The organism is Streptomyces sp. NPDC022910 (assembly GCF_055561075.1).
This window is the reverse complement of sequence record NZ_JBVHHL010000010.1, coordinates 167,030-182,864: the sequence shown is the minus strand read 5'-3', so window position 1 is coordinate 182,864 and position 15,835 is coordinate 167,030. Positions and strand designations below refer to the sequence as shown.

At 71.6% G+C, this 15,835-nt stretch carries 16 protein-coding genes and 2 pseudogenes; 13 read left to right on the top strand and 5 right to left on the bottom strand.

What is annotated here, in order from left to right:
- Positions 1–6: 6 nt before the first annotated feature.
- Positions 7–1,437 (top strand): sensor histidine kinase, encoded by a 1,431-nt coding sequence (locus tag ACZ3TS_RS13100; RefSeq protein ID WP_467616860.1) that lies wholly within the window; start codon positions 7–9, stop codon positions 1,435–1,437.
- A gap of 34 nt (positions 1,438–1,471) precedes the next feature.
- Here the strand turns inward: ACZ3TS_RS13100 and ACZ3TS_RS13095 are convergent, their stop codons facing one another.
- A complete protein-coding gene (locus ACZ3TS_RS13095; protein WP_467616857.1) occupies positions 1,472–2,470 on the bottom strand; it encodes a TAXI family TRAP transporter solute-binding subunit in 999 nt (332 codons plus the stop codon).
- A 90-nt stretch (positions 2,471–2,560) separates the two neighbouring features.
- Between ACZ3TS_RS13095 and ACZ3TS_RS13090 the strand changes: the two genes are divergently transcribed.
- From ACZ3TS_RS13090 to tatA, 3 genes are all read left to right on the top strand, one after another.
- The gene (locus ACZ3TS_RS13090) at positions 2,561–2,965 is read left to right on the top strand and encodes a pyrophosphohydrolase domain-containing protein (RefSeq protein WP_467616855.1); all 405 of its coding nucleotides are present in this window, start codon (positions 2,561–2,563) and stop codon (positions 2,963–2,965) included.
- A gap of 153 nt (positions 2,966–3,118) precedes the next feature.
- A complete protein-coding gene (locus ACZ3TS_RS13085; protein WP_467616854.1) occupies positions 3,119–3,475 on the top strand; it encodes an ArsR/SmtB family transcription factor in 357 nt (118 codons plus the stop codon).
- A 135-nt stretch (positions 3,476–3,610) separates the two neighbouring features.
- Positions 3,611–3,853 (top strand): Sec-independent protein translocase subunit TatA, encoded by a 243-nt coding sequence (tatA, locus tag ACZ3TS_RS13080; RefSeq protein ID WP_467616851.1) that lies wholly within the window; start codon positions 3,611–3,613, stop codon positions 3,851–3,853.
- Positions 3,854–3,877: 24 nt separating this feature from the next.
- On the opposite strand, the gene ACZ3TS_RS13075 is transcribed toward tatA, so the two are convergent.
- Entirely contained in the window at positions 3,878–4,108 is a 231-nt protein-coding gene (locus tag ACZ3TS_RS13075; protein WP_467616850.1) for a hypothetical protein, read from the bottom strand.
- A 78-nt stretch (positions 4,109–4,186) separates the two neighbouring features.
- Positions 4,187–4,957, bottom strand: coding sequence for a LysR substrate-binding domain-containing protein (locus ACZ3TS_RS13070; protein WP_467616847.1), 771 nt, complete (start codon positions 4,955–4,957; stop codon positions 4,187–4,189).
- On the opposite strand from ACZ3TS_RS13070, the pseudogene ACZ3TS_RS13065 reads away from it, so the two are divergent.
- From ACZ3TS_RS13065 to ACZ3TS_RS13050, 4 genes and pseudogenes are all read left to right on the top strand, one after another.
- Positions 4,842–5,282, top strand: a pseudogene (locus ACZ3TS_RS13065) (acetaldehyde dehydrogenase (acetylating)); the annotation flags it as partial. The gene ACZ3TS_RS13070 and the pseudogene ACZ3TS_RS13065 sit on opposite strands and share 116 nt — an antisense overlap.
- 2 nt (positions 5,283–5,284) lie before the next feature.
- A pseudogene (locus tag ACZ3TS_RS13060) lies at positions 5,285–5,608 on the top strand (4-hydroxy-2-oxovalerate aldolase); the annotation flags it as partial.
- 129 nt (positions 5,609–5,737) lie between these two features.
- Positions 5,738–7,267 carry a tRNA (N6-isopentenyl adenosine(37)-C2)-methylthiotransferase MiaB gene (gene miaB, locus ACZ3TS_RS13055; RefSeq protein ID WP_467616845.1) on the top strand — a complete coding sequence of 510 codons (1,530 nt, stop codon included), beginning with the start codon at positions 5,738–5,740 and terminating at the stop codon, positions 7,265–7,267.
- Positions 7,268–7,396: 129 nt separating this feature from the next.
- Complete coding sequence (locus ACZ3TS_RS13050) at positions 7,397–8,116, top strand: class III extradiol dioxygenase subunit B-like domain-containing protein (protein ID WP_467616843.1); 720 nt, start codon at positions 7,397–7,399, stop codon at positions 8,114–8,116.
- A 126-nt stretch (positions 8,117–8,242) separates the two neighbouring features.
- On the opposite strand, the gene ACZ3TS_RS13045 is transcribed toward ACZ3TS_RS13050, so the two are convergent.
- Positions 8,243–8,497 (bottom strand): antitoxin, encoded by a 255-nt coding sequence (locus ACZ3TS_RS13045; RefSeq protein ID WP_467616841.1) that lies wholly within the window; start codon positions 8,495–8,497, stop codon positions 8,243–8,245.
- A gap of 25 nt (positions 8,498–8,522) precedes the next feature.
- Positions 8,523–8,789, bottom strand: a complete 267-nt coding sequence (locus tag ACZ3TS_RS13040; RefSeq protein ID WP_467616838.1) for a hypothetical protein — start codon at positions 8,787–8,789, stop codon at positions 8,523–8,525.
- Positions 8,790–8,970: 181 nt separating this feature from the next.
- Between ACZ3TS_RS13040 and miaA the strand changes: the two genes are divergently transcribed.
- From miaA to ACZ3TS_RS13015, 5 genes are all read left to right on the top strand, one after another.
- On the top strand, positions 8,971–9,909 hold the full coding sequence (gene miaA / locus ACZ3TS_RS13035) for a tRNA (adenosine(37)-N6)-dimethylallyltransferase MiaA (protein WP_467616836.1): 939 nt from the start codon (positions 8,971–8,973) through the stop codon (positions 9,907–9,909).
- Between the two features lie 107 nt (positions 9,910–10,016).
- The gene (locus ACZ3TS_RS13030; protein ID WP_467616943.1) at positions 10,017–10,505 is read left to right on the top strand and encodes a hypothetical protein; all 489 of its coding nucleotides are present in this window, start codon (positions 10,017–10,019) and stop codon (positions 10,503–10,505) included.
- Positions 10,506–10,680: 175 nt separating this feature from the next.
- Positions 10,681–11,574 (top strand): diaminopimelate epimerase, encoded by an 894-nt coding sequence (gene dapF / locus ACZ3TS_RS13025; protein WP_467616833.1) that lies wholly within the window; start codon positions 10,681–10,683, stop codon positions 11,572–11,574.
- Positions 11,575–12,003: 429 nt separating this feature from the next.
- On the top strand, positions 12,004–14,202 hold the full coding sequence (locus ACZ3TS_RS13020; protein ID WP_467616831.1) for a RelA/SpoT family protein: 2,199 nt from the start codon (positions 12,004–12,006) through the stop codon (positions 14,200–14,202).
- 123 nt (positions 14,203–14,325) lie between these two features.
- Positions 14,326–15,819, top strand: a complete 1,494-nt coding sequence (locus tag ACZ3TS_RS13015) for a M1 family metallopeptidase (protein ID WP_467616829.1) — start codon at positions 14,326–14,328, stop codon at positions 15,817–15,819.
- Positions 15,820–15,835 lie beyond the last annotated feature (16 nt).

Genomic DNA, 15,835 nt, shown 5'->3' with positions numbered 1-15,835 from the left:
GGACGGGTGCGCACACGCCTGCTTCCGCTGCTGATCATCCTGATGGCGGCTGTACTGCTCGCGCTCGGCGTCCCGCTCGCGGCGAGCCTCGCGGCCGCGCAGCAGCAACGGGTCGTCGTCGACCGCATCGACGACACCGCGCGCTTCGCGGCCCTCGCGCAGTTCGTCACCGACCGGCCCGGCAGCGGCTCCCGCGTGGACGACACCGACAAGGACGAGCGCGGCGAGACCCTGCGCAAGGAACTCGCCATGTACTACAGCGTGTACGGCATTCGCGCAGGCGTCTTCTACCGCGACGACGTGCCCATGGCCAACGCGCCGGACAACTGGTACCTGCCCAATACGGGCGAGGGCCGCGACGCCTTCAACGAGGCCCTCCTCGGGCGCCGCAGTCACGACCCCGAGCAGGTCTGGCCCTGGCAGCGCACCCGGCTCGTGGTCGCCTCGCCGGTCATCCGCGACGGTGACGTCGTCGCGGTCGTCGTCACCGACTCGCCCACCGGGCTGATGCGTTCGAACACCCTGCACGGCTGGCTGCTCATCGGCGCCGGCGAGGTCGCCGCGATGCTGCTCGCCGTCGGCGCGGCGCTGCGGCTGACCGGCTGGGTGCTCAGGCCCGTACGGGTCCTGGACGCGACCACCCACGACATCGCGACCGGACGCCTCAAGTCCCGTGTCGCGGCCGCGGGCGGGCCGCCGGAACTCAGGCGCCTGGCCCGGTCGTTCAACGAGATGGCGGACAACGTCGAGGAAGTCCTGGAGCAGCAGCGCGCCTTCGTCGCCGACGCCTCCCACCAGTTGCGCAATCCGCTCTCCGCGCTGCTGCTGCGCATCGAACTGCTCGCCCTCGAACTGCCCGAGGACAACGAGGAGATCGCCTCGGTCCGCACGGAGGGCAAACGCCTCGCGCAGGTCCTGGACGACCTGCTCGACCTGGCGCTCGCCGAGCACGCCGAGGCGGACCTCAGGCTCACCGACATCGGCGCGCTGGCCGCGGAGCGCGTAGCGGCCTGGGGTCCGGCCGCGCAGTCCAAGGGCGTACGGCTCACCGGGAACTGCCCGCCCACCACCGCCTGGGCGGACCCCGTCACCCTGTCCAGCGCGCTGGACGCGGTCATCGACAACGCGGTGAAGTTCACGCCCGAGGGGGAGTGCGTCGCGGTGGAGGTCGCGGCGGGCGGCGAGACCGCGACGGTCGTGGTCACCGACGGCGGCCCGGGACTCAGCGACGAGGAACTCGCCCGCGTCGGCGACCGCTTCTGGCGCAGCGCGGCGCACCAGAACATCAAGGGTTCGGGACTCGGCCTGTCGATATCGCGCGCGCTGCTGGCGGCGGGCGGCGGCTCCATCGCGTACGAGCACCATGAGCCGCGCGGTCTGAAGGTGACGGTGTCCGTTCCGCGGACGGTGGGATCCGCCGCCCCGTCCGCCGGGTGAGGACGAGAAACCTCCAGGCGAGCGGCACCCGCGGCTACGGCTTCACCGACCGGTAGTACCGGCGCGCGCCCTCGTGCAGCTCCAGCGGATCCGTGTAGATCGCCGAGCGGAGGTCGACCAGCTGGGCCGCGTGGACCTGCGCACCGATCCGGTCCCTGCTGTCGATCACCGCACGGGTGAGCTTGTCGGTGAGGTCCGCGTTCATGTCCTTCCGGGTGATCAGGAGGTTCGCGACGGCCACGGTCTGCACGGAGGAGCCCTGCTGGGCCTCCGGGTAGGCGTCGGCGGGCATCACCGCGGCCCGGTAGTAGCTGGACGCGCCGCCCTGCGCGTGCAGCTTGGCCACCAGCTCGCTGTCGATCGGCACCAGACGGATCGCGAAGTGCTTCGACAGGTCCGTGACCGCGCTGGTGGGCAGCCCGCCCGACCAGAAGAACGCGTCGATCCTGTGCCGCTTCAGCAGGTCGGGCATGGTCCCTATGCCGTCGGGCAGGGGCCGGATGTCCTTCTTCGGGTCCAGGCCGGCCGCCTCGAGCACGTGCTCCGCGATCAGTCGTACCCCGGACCCGCCCGGTCCGACGGCGACCCTGCGGCCCTTGAGGTCCGCCACGGACCGCACGGCCGACGAGCGTGGCACCACCAGGTGCACATAGTCGTCGTACAGCCGCGCGCAGCCGCGCAGCCGGCCGGCACCCGACTTGCTCCCCAGCTTGTACGTCTCCACCGCGTCGGCCGCCGCGATCGTGAAGTCCGCCTTCCCAGTGGCCACCCGCCGCACATTCTCCTGCGACCCGTCGCTGTTCAGCAGGCGGACGTCCAGCTCCGGCATCTCCTTGGCGATCGCCTGCTGCAGCAGGGTGCCGTACTTCTGATAGACACCGGTCGGAGTGCCCGTGCTGAAGGTGACCGTTCCGCTCGGGGACTCCTCGCCGATCGGCAACAGCCACCACAGCAGCAGCCCGAAGACGGCGAAGGAGGCCGCTGAGCCCAGCAGCGCACGGCGTCTTCCGATGCGGGGGAGTGCCTGGAACATGCGCGCGATCCTGCCAGGCTTGGGGCGCCCCTGACCAGGTCGGGGACGAGGGCACACAGGAGGAACGGCGACCACCGGTAGGGTCGACGGATGCACCCTTCGCCCGCCTCCCTCGTCCGTGAGTTCCACCGAGCCTTCGGTCTCGACGCCCGTACCGTGCCGACGGAGGTCTCCCCGGAGCTGGCCGCGCACCGCGGAGAACTGCTCGCCGAGGAGGCCGCCGAGGTCGCCGAGGTGTCCGTCACCGGCCCGCTCGACCGGCTGGCGCACGAACTGGCCGACGTCGTGTACGTCGCGTACGGCACCGCCCTCGTGCACGGCATCGACCTCGACGCCGTGATCGCCGAGATCCACCGCGCCAACATGACCAAGATCGGCCCGGACGGAACGGTCTCCCGCCGGTCCGACGGCAAGGTCCTCAAGGGCGATCACTATCGTGCTCCGGATGTCTCGGCGATCCTGTGCCGCCAGGGCTGGACGCCCTCACCGGCGTAGGAGTCGGCGCCCGCCCGGCATCCCCGCGGACGAGGGCGAAGCGGACCGGTGTGCGCGGGCGCCCGTTCGGCCCGTCGGCCCGTCGGCCCGTCCTCCACCGCCGCCTAGACTGGGCGACTCGTACCACATGACCGGACGGCACAGGAGGAGACGGTGGCGGCAGCTGGCGGTGGTTTCGAGGACCCGTCCGCCGACGTGCTGGCGGAGGCGGCCGCCGCCTTCGGGCTGCTGGCCTCGCCCGCTCGACTGCACATCGTGTGGGCGCTCGCGCAGGGCGAGAGTGATGTCACCGGGCTCGCCGAGCGCGTCGGCGGTGCATTGCCCGCCGTGAGCCAGCACTTGACCAAGCTCAAGCTCGCCGGTCTCGTCCGCTCCCGCCGCGAGGGCCGCCGCCAGGTGTACTTCGTCGACGACGCGGACATCGTGACCGTGGTGCGGCTCATGGTGGGCCAGCTCACCGACCGCGCCGCGCAGACCGGCGCCCCGGCGCCCCGGCTCCGTGGCCTTTGAGGCCGCCGCGCCGTCGGCGGCCCCGCCGGTCGCCGGCGACATGGGGGTTGTAAGTTGCGCAATACAGCAACCATCACTGGACGGGCGAGTGGCGGACGGCGTCCTCGGCCGAGGCGAGGAAAGGCGGGCGCTCTCATGCTCCGCAACGGACTGGAACCCTGGCACCTGCTGATCGTGGCGATCGTCGTCATCGTGCTGTTCGGCTCGAAGAAGCTGCCCGACACCGCCCGCGCGCTGGGCAGGTCGATCCGCATCCTCAAGAGCGAGGCGAAGGCGATGAAGGAGGGCAACGCGCCCGCGCCCGCCGCCCCGGAGTCCGCTCCCGTGACGCCTTCGGCCATCCGGACCTCCGCGGAGGGCGGGGTCACGCAGCCGTAGGCGGCCACCGCTGACGCGCGTCCGTCACGGGCTGGCGCTGTCGTAGCCGTACGTCAACGGTTCGCTGTGCACGCCGAGTTGGCGCCGGTAGACGTACAGCGCCTCGACCCGTACGCCGTCCTCCGTGGCGTCGACCAGGCAGGGGTAGGTCACCTGCAGCACCGAGGGCCGGCCGGCGACCCGCATGCGCAGGCCGTCGGCCGGCCCTCCCGCGAGTACCGCTGTCTCCCACTTCGTCGCGACGTGAAGATCCATGTCTGTACTTTAGAGTTGCGCAATCGCTGAAGTGTTGTGAGCTGTGCCACGTGCCCGTGGACCTGGCGCGCCGCCGCCCTACGGCTGGGACGGCTCGGACGGTACGGCGTCGTCGAGCAGGTCCAGCATCGCCCGGAGCGGCGCGCTCGCGCGGCGGGTCGCGGATATGGCCACGGACAGTGTCCACCGCAGGCTCGGGTCCGCCAGGGGCAGGACGGCCAGCCCCGAACTGTCCACGTCGGCCGTGCTGTCGTGCAGGAAGGCGATGCCCAGCCCGGCGCGCACGTACGAGGCGACCGTGCCGACGTCGGTCGCCTCCAGCACCACCTGCCGGGACAGTCCCGCACGGGCGAAAGCGCGGTCCGTCACCTCCCGGTTGCCGAAGCCGGCCGGTGTGTCGACGAACGGCTCGCCGACGAGTTCCGTCAGCGCGTGTGGCCCCTCCGAGCGGGCCAGCGGGTGGTCGGCCGGGACGAGGAGCGCCATCGGCGTGGTGCACAGATCACGCACGCGCAGCCCGGCCGGCGCTCCGGCGGGCAGCGAGACGAAGGCCAGGTCCAGACGTCCGGCCAGCAGCCTCTCGACCAGTCCCGCCGATCCGCCGGGGGGGACCGCGAGCCTGAGCGCCACCGCCGGGTGCAGTCGGTGGAAGTGTCCAAGGAGCCCCGGCAGATCGGGCCGGACGACCGAGTTCAAGGTCCCGATGTGCAGCGTGCCCTGCAACCGGCCCACGCTGAGCCGCGCCGCCTCGCGTGCGGCTCGTGCCGCGTCGAGGGTGTTGCGGGCCTCGGGCAGCAGCGCGGCGCCCGCCGAGGTGAGCGCGACGCGTTGCGGGGAGCGCTCGAACACCCCCCACGAGGGCGTGGACGGCCTGGTCAAGATGGACCAGTTCGCGGACGTGGAGATCGTCTTCGACGCCACCTCGGCCGGCGCCCACCGCTACAACGACGGGGTGCTGCGCCCGCTGGGCCGCAAGGTCGTCGACCTCACTCCCGCCGCGATCGGCCCCTACGTCGTGCCGCCCGTCAACGGCGACGCGCATCTGGGCGCCGCGAACGTCAACATGGTCACCTGCGGCGGACAGGCCACCATCCCGATGGTCGCCGCGGTCAACGCCGTGACTCCCGTGCACTACGGCGAGATCGTCGCCTCGATCTCCTCGCGCTCGGCCGGTACTGTCCCCTTGAAGCCTTCGTCGCGGTCGCCGACCTGATGGGCTGGGAGCACGGCTGCGACCTGTTCCCCTTGATGGACACGGCGGACGACGTCGTACGTCCGTTGCAGGACCGCGAGGTGCGGGTGGACCGCGAGACGCTCACCCTGGGCTACGCCGGGGTGTACTCCAGCTTCCTGCGCCATGCCGAGGCCGCCGCCCGCCGCTACGGCCTCGACACTCGCGCGATCCTGGTCGAGGTCGGCCGGCGCAAGATGGTCGGCGGTCAGGAGGACATGATCACCGACATCGCCCTCGACCTCGCCGCGGGGCGCACCGCGGCCTGACACACACGCCGTGGGTCCGGTCTGCGGCGCCGGAGATCAGGCGCGGGAGATCAGGTGCAGGAGCTCGTCCTGTTTGGCTGCTGCCAGGCACCGATACAGGGCGTTCCTGTGACCGCCTACCCTTGAGCCATGACCAGGAGCAGCGACCGGAGCCCGGCAGTGGACGTTCGATCATCGAAGACGTACGAGGTTCGCACTTACGGGTGCCAGATGAACGTCCACGATTCCGAGCGATTGTCCGGGCTGCTCGAAGAGGCGGGGTACGTGCGCGCGCCCGAGGGGTCGGACGGCGATGCGGACGTCGTCGTCTTCAACACCTGCGCCGTCCGTGAGAACGCCGACAACCGGCTCTACGGCAACCTCGGCCGCCTCGCGCCGAAGAAGGCCGAGCGCCCCGGCATGCAGATCGCGGTAGGCGGCTGTCTCGCGCAGAAGGACCGCGACACCATCGTGAAGAAGGCGCCCTGGGTGGACGTCGTCTTCGGTACGCACAACATCGGCAAGCTTCCCGTCCTGCTCGAGCGTGCCCGCGTCCAGGAAGAGGCCCAGGTCGAGATCGCCGAGTCGCTGGAGGCGTTCCCGTCGACGCTGCCGACACGGCGCGAGAGCGCGTACGCGGCCTGGGTGTCGATCTCCGTCGGCTGCAACAACACCTGCACCTTCTGCATCGTCCCGGCCCTGCGCGGCAAGGAGAAGGACCGCCGTCCCGGCGACATCCTCGCCGAGGTCGAGGCCCTCGTCGCCGAGGGTGTCTCCGAGATCACCCTGCTCGGGCAGAACGTGAACGCGTACGGCTCCGACATCGGCGACCGCGAGGCCTTCAGCAAGCTGCTGCGCGCCTGCGGGAAGATCGACGGGCTGGAGCGCGTCCGCTTCACCTCGCCGCACCCGCGCGACTTCACCGACGACGTCATCTCGGCCATGGCCGAGACGCCGAACGTGATGCCTCAGCTGCACATGCCGCTGCAGTCCGGCTCGGACACGGTCCTGAAGGCGATGCGCCGCTCGTACCGTCAGGAGCGCTACCTGGGGATCATCGAGAAGGTGCGGGCCGCGATCCCGCACGCCGCGATCACCACCGACATCATCGTCGGCTTCCCCGGCGAGACCGAGGAGGACTTCGAGCAGACGCTTCACGTGGTGCGGGAGGCACGTTTCGCGCAGGCCTTCACCTTCCAGTACTCCAAGCGGCCCGGCACCCCCGCCGCCACCATGGAGAACCAGATTCCGAAGGAGGTCGTCCAGGCGCGCTACGAGCGTCTCGTCGCCCTCCAGGAGGAGATCTCCTGGGAGGAGAACAAGAAGCAGGTCGGCCGCACCCTGGAGCTGATGGTCGCCGAGGGCGAGGGCCGCAAGGACGGCGCGACCCACCGCCTCTCCGGCCGCGCCCCCGACAACCGCCTGGTCCACTTCACCAGGCCGGACGAGGAGGTCCGCCCCGGCGACGTGGTGACCGTCGAGGTCACCTACGCCGCGCCGCACCACCTCCTCGCCGAGGGTCCCGTCCTGAGCGTGCGCCGCACGCACGCGGGCGACGCGTGGGCCAAGCGGAACGCCGCGGAGGCCGCCAAACCGGCCGGGGTGATGCTGGGGCTGCCGAAGATCGGCCTGCCCGAGCCCCTGCCCGTAGCCACCGCCGGCGCGTGCGGCTGCGACTGACGCCTCCGTCACGGCACCACGTGCGGTCCTGCGATGCTCGTCGCCGCCCCCGTCGCAGGCGCCTGCACGCCACCTCCTCGGCAGGCAACGGGTGCCGTGCCGCCGTCCGCCGGCGTTACGCTGCGGATCATGCTTGTCGCCGCCGCCGTCTGTCCCTGTCCGCCGCTGCTCGTTCCCGAGGTCGCCGCGGGCGCCGCTCCCGAACTGGACGGTGCCCGTGCCGCGTGCGGGGACGCGCTGGGTGTGCTCGCCGCGGCGCGCCCCGACCGTCTGGTGATCGTCGGCCCCGCCGAGGAGAGCGGGCGCGGCCCGCACCCGGAGGGCACACGAGGGTCGTTCCGCGGGTTCGGTGTGGACGTCGACGTCCGGCTGGGCGCCGGCGCCACGTGCCCGGCGCCGTCCGGACGCGAGCTTCCGCCCTCGCTCGCCGTCGCCGCGTGGCTCCTGGAGCGCACGGACTGGGCGGTCGCGCCCGTCGAAGGGCTCGGCGTGGCGGAATCTCTCGCTCCCGAGCGGTGCAACGAGCTCGGAGCGGAGCTCGCGGGGACGGACCAGCGGGTCGCCCTGCTCGTCATGGGCGACGCCAGCACGTGTCGCACGCTCAAGGCACCGGGGTATCTGGACGAGCGCGCGGCCGGCTTCGACGCGGAGGTCGCCCGTGCGCTGGGTGCGGCCGATGTGGCGGCCCTGCAGGCGCTGGACGCGGACCTGGCCCAGGAGCTGAAGGCCTGCGGCCGGTCCCCCTGGCAGATCCTCGCGGGCGCGGCCGAGGGCGCGGACCTGTCGGGCGCGCTCCTGTACGACGACGCGCCGTACGGGGTGGGTTACCTCGTGGCGTCCTGGTCGTAGTGGGGGAGAAGTCGGCGATGGCCTTGCCGATCACTTCGCCCGCCGATCCCCGACACGGCGGACGGCCGGGAGGCTGTGCGCCCCACGGCCGTCCGCCGAGATGTCTTCTCTTGTCCAGGGGCGTGCTCAGGAGGCCGACGGTGGCTGTGGTGCCTCCGGTGGCGGCGTCCCTGCTCCGCCCGCCGGTCCGGTGTCCCGGTGTGCGATGCGCTCCATCGCGCCCTTCGCCTTGTCCGTACCGGTGTGGATCTTGTCGCTGTACTTGCCCTTGGTCTTCTCGTCGATCACCTTCGCGGCCTTCTCGAGGCCACGATCGACCTTTCCCTCGTGATGCTGCGCGAACTCCGAGACCTTGGCTTTCAGATTGTCCACGAGACCCATGATCCACCTTCCCTTGCGGGGGCAGTTACGTGCGGGCGCCCTCGTCGGCCTCGCTGTCGGCGGCCTTCTCGGCGGACTGCTGCCTGGGGATACCGACGCCCTCGTCGGCGCCGACCCGTGCGGACTCCGCCCTGGCCTGCGGCCCGGCCTCGGTCCCGGACGCGGTCGCGTCCTTCGGCTCGTCCGTCGCCTCCGCCTCGGCCGGAGCCGTCGGCTGCGTGGCCTCCGCCTCGGCGGGCTGTGCCTCCTCCGTCGTCCTCGACCTCCGGAGAAGCCGTGCAAAAACGCCCATATCAACTCCATACGTTACTCGTGCGGGCGAAATACCGCGTAGCCCGGTGCGTCCGTTTGCGTCGCCCGGCTCACCCGTTCTCGAACCGGCGACCGGAACCTCGCAACAGGCAACGAACCCGCATCGAGGGCGTCACGTAGCTCGTTCGAGAAGGTGTCCGGCGGTTTGCGAGACTGTTGCGGTGAGTAGTGCAGCTCCCGCGCCGCGGGTCATCGCCGTCGTCGGACCGACCGCGGCCGGAAAGTCCGATCTGGGTGTGTTCCTGGCCCAGCGCCTCGGTGGCGAGGTCGTCAACGCCGATTCCATGCAGCTCTACCGCGGGATGGACATCGGCACCGCCAAGCTGACGCCCGAGGAGCGCGGCGGCGTCCCGCACCACCTGCTGGACATCTGGGACGTGACGGTGACGGCGTCCGTCGCCGAGTACCAGCGCCTCGCCCGAGCCCGGATCGACGCGCTGCTCGCCGAGGGCCGCTGGCCCGTCCTGGTGGGCGGTTCCGGTCTGTATGTGCGCGGCGCGGTCGACCACCTGGAGTTCCCCGGCACCGACCCGGAGGTGCGCGCCCGGCTCGAGGAGGAGCTCGCGCTGCGCGGATCGGGAGCGCTGCACGCGCGCCTGGCCGCCGCCGACCCGGAGGCGGCACAGGCGATCCTGCCGAGCAACGGGCGCCGTATCGTGCGGGCCCTTGAGGTCATCGAGCTCACCGGCCGACCCTTTACGGCGAACCTCCCGGGCCATGACTCGGTCTACGACACCGTCCAGATCGGCGTCGACGTCGCGCGCCCCGAGCTGGACGAGCGCATCGCGCGCCGGGTGGACCGGATGTGGGAGGCAGGACTGGTGGACGAGGTGCGCGCGCTGGAGGCGCAGGGCCTGCGGGAGGGGCGCACGGCGTCTCGGGCGCTCGGGTATCAGCAGGTGCTCGCGGCGCTCGCGGAGGAGTGCACCCTGGAAGAGGCGCGCGCCGAGACCGTGCGCGCCACCAAGCGCTTCGCCCGCCGTCAGGATTCCTGGTTCCGTCGTGACCCGCGTGTGCACTGGCTCAGTGGTGCCGCCGCGGATCGAAGGGAACTTCCGGACCTCGCGCTGGCGTTGGTCGAACGACCGGTTACAGCCTGATCACGTGATGGCATCGGGACGCTCCGGCCGTCATCCGGGCCTCCGGCGGCATGCCATCATCGAGCTTCGATCGACCAAGTGAGTCCGAGTTGGGAGGGCGCGTGGCGATGGAGGCCGGCCCTCGCGACACCGCACAAGGCGCGGAGTACGACACCGACGAGGGCGGGGACCAGGGGCTCAGCTCCGACGGTCCCGACGATCAGCCCCCCGGCGGTGTGACCGCCGACGGGCCGGAGGCCGACGAGCTGACCGCGGGGCCCGAGGTCGAGGTCGAGCTGCGCCCGCAGCGCCGGCTGCGGATCTGGCAGCTCGCCCCCATCGTGGCGCTGGCGGCGATCGGCTCCCTGATGTTCGCCTTCCCGCTGGCCTTCGAGTTCGGCGACGGAGGCGCCGTGGTGGCCATGCTCGGTCTGCTGATCTGCTCGTGCGCGGCAGGCTGGGGCATGATGGCGGCGCGCCGGGTCGGTCACACATGGCCCGGCCTGCCGCAGCGCGGCTCCGGGCGGCGCTCGGACTGGCGTGTGGTCCTCACGTACGCCGTGGTGGTCGCCGTGGTCGTGGTGCTGGCCGTGTGGCGCGTGGCCCGGCTGCGCTGAGGCCCGCGATCCGCTGTTCGGACCGGTCGTCCGGGGTCCTGGGTCGCGGTGCCGCTGTTCGGACCGGTCGTCCGGGGTCCTGGGGTCGCGGTGCCGCTGTTCGGACCGGTCGTCCGGAGTGCCCTTCCGGCCCCGTACGAGCCGGAGTGTCGTACCGAACCCGTACGATCGAGGAATGAGCACGCGGATCGCCTTCCTCAAGGGTCACGGCACCGAGAACGACTTCGTGATCGTCCCGGACCCCGAGAACGTCATCGACCTGCCTCCGGCCGCCGTCGCCGCCCTCTGCGACCGCCGCGCGGGCATCGGCGGCGACGGTCTGCTGCACGTCGTGCGATCCGCCGGGCACCCCGAGGCCCGCGAAATGGCCGGCGAGGCGGAGTGGTTCATGGACTACCGCAACGCGGACGGCTCGATCGCGGAGATGTGCGGCAACGGCGTGCGGGTCTTCGCGCGGTACCTCCAGCGCGCCGGGTACGCGGCCGAGGGGGACCTTTCCATCGCCACGCGCGGGGGCGTGAAGACCGTGCACATCGCCAAGACGGGGGCCGGCAGTGGCTCCGGCGAGGGTGACATCACCGTCGGTATGGGCAGGGCGCTCCTGCCCGAAGGAGTCGTCACGGTGAGCGTCGGCGAGCGCAGCTGGCCCGCACGCAACGTGAACATGGGCAACCCGCACGCGGTCGCCTTCGTCGACGACCTCGCCCACGCGGGCAACCTGTACACCCCGCCCCCCTTCAGCCCGGCATCGGCCTACCCGGACGGGGTGAACGTCGAGTTCGTGGCCGACCGAGCACCCCGGCACGTCGCGATGCGCGTCCATGAGCGCGGCTCCGGCGAGACCCGCTCGTGCGGCACGGGCGCGTGTGCGGTGGCCGTCGCCACGGCCCGCCGCGACGGTGCGGACCCGGCCGTGACGGGCCTCCCGGCGACGTACACCGTGGACGTCCCCGGTGGCACCCTGGTGATCACCGAGCACCCGGACGGCGAGATCGAGATGACCGGACCGGCGGTGATCGTCGCCGAGGGCGAGATCGACGCGGACTGGCTGGAGAGCGCGGCCCACTGACCTCCGACGGCCCGTCAGTGGGCTTCGCTCAGCTGCCTCTCGGGGTGAACGGGCGGCGCGCTGAAGCACGGCGTGGCACGCGGACGGTGACGCTCCGCACCGCGAAGTGGCCAAAAACAGCGGCTGCTCCCGCTGCCGTGCGGCTCGACATCGCAGCTCGGGGCGCCCTCCAGCATCCGGATCATGGTCCGACGGGCGTGAGGGTGTTCGAATCCATGGTCGCTGCCGGTGCCCGCGGCTCATTTGCGTAAACCCACGAGCTATCGCTCGAATGGGTGATCCGTTTCACGCTCGGCGAGAGCCGGTCGGGCGGGCGTGATGGGCTCGGTAGCATCAAGCACCGGCCCGGACGGGGGATCGTCGCCATCCCCTGTGCCGCGTACGCCATGGGGCACCCCGTCCGCCGGTCCACGCAGCCGGAGGTGCCCAATGAGTGCGGAGGCAACGAACCCTGCCACCCCCGCCCCCACCACGCCCGGGGCGCCCCGCAGGAAGAGCCGCCCCCGGATCGATCTGCGCCGCCTGGGTCGGGCCGCGCTGCTCGGCCCCGCCATCCGCGACCGGCTGCCCGACGCCATCGGCCACGTCGCCGAGGCGCACCGTGCCCACCACCCCGACGCCGACCTCGAACTCCTGCGTCGTGCCTACCTGTTGGCGGAGTCCTCGCACCGGGGGCAGATGCGCAAGAGCGGCGAGCCGTACATCACACACCCCCTCGCCGTGACCCTGATCCTCGCCGAACTCGGCGCCGAGACGACCACCTTGACCGCCGCCCTGCTGCACGACACCGTCGAGGACACGGACGTGACCCTCGATCAGGTGCGCGAGGAGTTCGGAGAGGAGGTGCGCTATCTCGTCGACGGTGTCACCAAGCTGGAGAAGGTCGACTACGGGGCGGCCGCCGAGCCCGAGACCTTCCGCAAGATGCTCGTCGCCACCGGCAACGACGTCCGCGTGATGTCGATCAAACTCGCCGACCGACTGCACAACATGCGCACCCTGAGCGTGATGCGCCGTGAGAAGCAGGAACGCATCGCCAAGGTCACCCGGGACGTCCTCATCCCGCTCGCCGAACGCCTCGGCGTCCAGGCGCTCAAGACCGAACTCGAGGACCTCGTCTTCGCGATCCTGCACGCCGAGGAGTACGAGCACACCAGGGAACTGATCGCCGAGAACGCGGCGCACGGCGACGACCCCCTGGCGGACATGGCCGAGCAGGTGCGGACGGTCCTGCGCGAGGCCGGGATCCAGGCCGAAGTACTCATCAGGCCACGGCACTTCGTCTCGGTCCACCGCATCTCCCGCAAGCGTGGCCGACTTCGCGGCGCCGACTTCGGGCGCCTCCTGGTGCTCGTGAACGAGGACGCCGACTGTTACGGGGTCCTCGGTGAACTGCACACCTGCATGACGCCGGTGGTCTCGGAGTTCAAGGACTTCATCGCCGTCCCCAAGTTCAACCTGTACCAGTCGCTGCACACCGCGGTCGCGCGTGCGGACGGCGAGGTCGCCGAAGTCCTCATCCGCACGCACCAGATGCACAAGGTCGCGGAGGCGGGCGTGATCGCGCTCGGCAACCCCTACGCTCCCGCCTCCGACGACCCGTCCGACGGTGAGCGCGCCGACCCCACCCGCCCCGGCTGGCTCTCCCGGCTCCTGGAGTGGCAGGAGGCGGCCCCCGACACCGACACCTTCTGGTCGACACTGCGTGAGGACCTCGCCCAGGACCGGGAGATCACCGTGTTCCGGCCCGACGGGGGCGCACTGGGGCTCCCGGAGGGCGCCAGCTGCGTGGACGCCGCGTACGCGCAGTACGGCGAGGATGCGCACGCCTGCATCGGCGCCCGCGTCAACGGCCGGTTGGCCACGCTGAGCACCGTCCTCAAGGACGGGGACACCGTGCAGCTCCTCATGGGCCAGGACCCGGCCTCAGAGCCCTCCCGGGAGTGGCTGGAGCACGCTCATACGCCCGCCGCGCGGATCGCCATCCAGCGCTGGCTGGCGGCGCATCCGGCGCCGGGGGACCCGCACGACGACGCACTGGAACCGGGCGAGGTGCGGCCGGGCGCGCAGGCTTCGCCGGTCGGCGCCGCGGCGCGCATCACCACGCCCGGAGCCGCCGCCCGCCCCCCCGCGCTGCCCGAACGTCCCACAGTGGACGCGTCCGGCGCGAGCACCGCCGACGCCGTCGTCGTCGACCTGCCCGGCGCCTCCGTACGCCTAGCGGGCTGCTGTACGCCCGTGCCGCCCGACGAGGTCACCGGCTTCGCCGTGCGCGGGGGCGTGGTGACCGTCCACCGCGTCGAATGCGCAGGAGTGGCGCGCATGAAGATCGCCGGGCGCGCGGAGGTCGGTGTGCGCTGGGGCGACACCACCGATTGCCGGGTGACGCTCGTCGCCGAGTCCTTCGTGCGCCCGCACCTGCTCGCGGACCTCACCGAAGCCATCGCCCTGGAGGGTGCCGGGATCGTCTCCGCCACCGTCGAACCGCCCAGTCAGCAGCGCGTGCGCCACACGTATACGCTCCAACTCCCGGACGCGGCGCACCTTCCGGCCCTGATGCGGGCGATGCGGAACGTGCCCGGCGTCTACGACGTGAGCCGGGCACAGCACCCGGCTACCGCCCACTAGCGTCCAAACGGCCGCCCCGCCGTACGCCGGGGCGGGGCGCGGGACGGTCCGGACCGAACCCGTTCGGGTGTGCCCGGCGCGCGCCGTCACCGCGCGAGTGGTAGGCGCTGGTAGCGGTGGTCCATGCCGCACAGCCTCCGTTCCGTGATCCCCCGTGCCCGCCGTGCCAGGGCGGCCCTGCTCGCCTCCGCCGTCTCCGGCTGCCTGATCGCCGCGAGCGCACCCTCGCCCGCCGAGCCCCTGGGCATCGGCGACCACATCTTCCCGACGCTCGGCAACCCCGGGTACGACGTCCGCTCCTACGACCTCTCCTTCACCTATCCCGGCAGCAACAGCAAACCCCTCACCGCCGTCACCAAGATCAATGCGCGGGCCACCCAGCGCCTGGAGAGACTGAACCTCGACTTCGCACACGGCACGGTGCAGTCCGTCGACGTCAACGGGGCGCCCGCGGCCTTCAGCAGCGCGGGAGAGGACCTGGTGATCATGCCCGACGTCCCGCTCCCGAGGGGCAGCGCGCTGCGCATCACCGTGCGGCACACCAGCGACCCGGCGCCCGTGAAAGGCCGGGACGGCGGCTGGGTGCGGACCGACGACGGGCTCGCGATGGCCAACCAGGCCGACGCCGCCCACCTGGTCTTCCCGTGCAACGACCATCCCTCCGACAAGGCGATGTTCACCATCCACGTGACCGCGCCGGACGGCTACACGGCCGTGGCGAACGGTGTGTCCCTGGGCAGCGTGCGCACCGGCCGTGCCACCACCTGGACCTACCGCACCCGGCACCCCATGGCGACCGAACTGGCCCAGGTCTCGATCGGCCGCAGTGTCGTGCTGCAGCGACGGGGACCGCACGGACTGCCCGTCCGCGATGTCGTACCGGTCAAGGACGAGAAGGTCCTGGAACCGTGGCTGGAGAAGACCCCCGACCAGATCGCCTGGATGGAGAAGAAGGTCGGCCCCTACCCCTTCGAGACCTACGGGCTGCTGATCGCCCAGGCGCGGACCGGCTTCGAACTCGAGACGCAGACGCTCTCCCTCTTCGAGAAGGGGGTGTTCACCGACTCCGCGTACCCCAAGTGGTACACAGAGTCGATCATGGTGCACGAACTGTCCCACCAGTGGTTCGGCGACAGTGTCAGCCCGCGTACCTGGTCCGACCTGTGGCTGAACGAGGGACACGCCACCTGGTACGAGGCCCTGTACGCGGAGGAGACTGCGCAGAGGCCCCTGGCGACCCGTATGAAGGCGGCGTACACCCTCTCCGACCGCTGGCGCGCGGCCGGCGGCCCGCCGGCCGCGCCCAAGGCGTCGAAGCCCGGCCAGAAGATCAGCATCTTCCGTCCGAACGTCTACGACGGGTCCGCGCTCGTCCTGTACGCGCTGCGCCAGGAGATCGGGCGCGAAGCCTTCGAGCGTCTGGAGCGGGTCTGGGTGGCCGTGCACCGGGACAGTACGGCGACCACGGCCGACTTCGAGTTCCTGGCGTCCCACATCGCGGGACGCGACCTGAGCGCGTTCTTCCGGGCCTGGCTCTACGGCGAGAGGACCCCGCCGATGCCGGGGCACCCGGACTGGAAGAGCGACCCGGCGCAGGCTTCCACGGCCACGCGGTAAGTCGGGTGACGAGGCG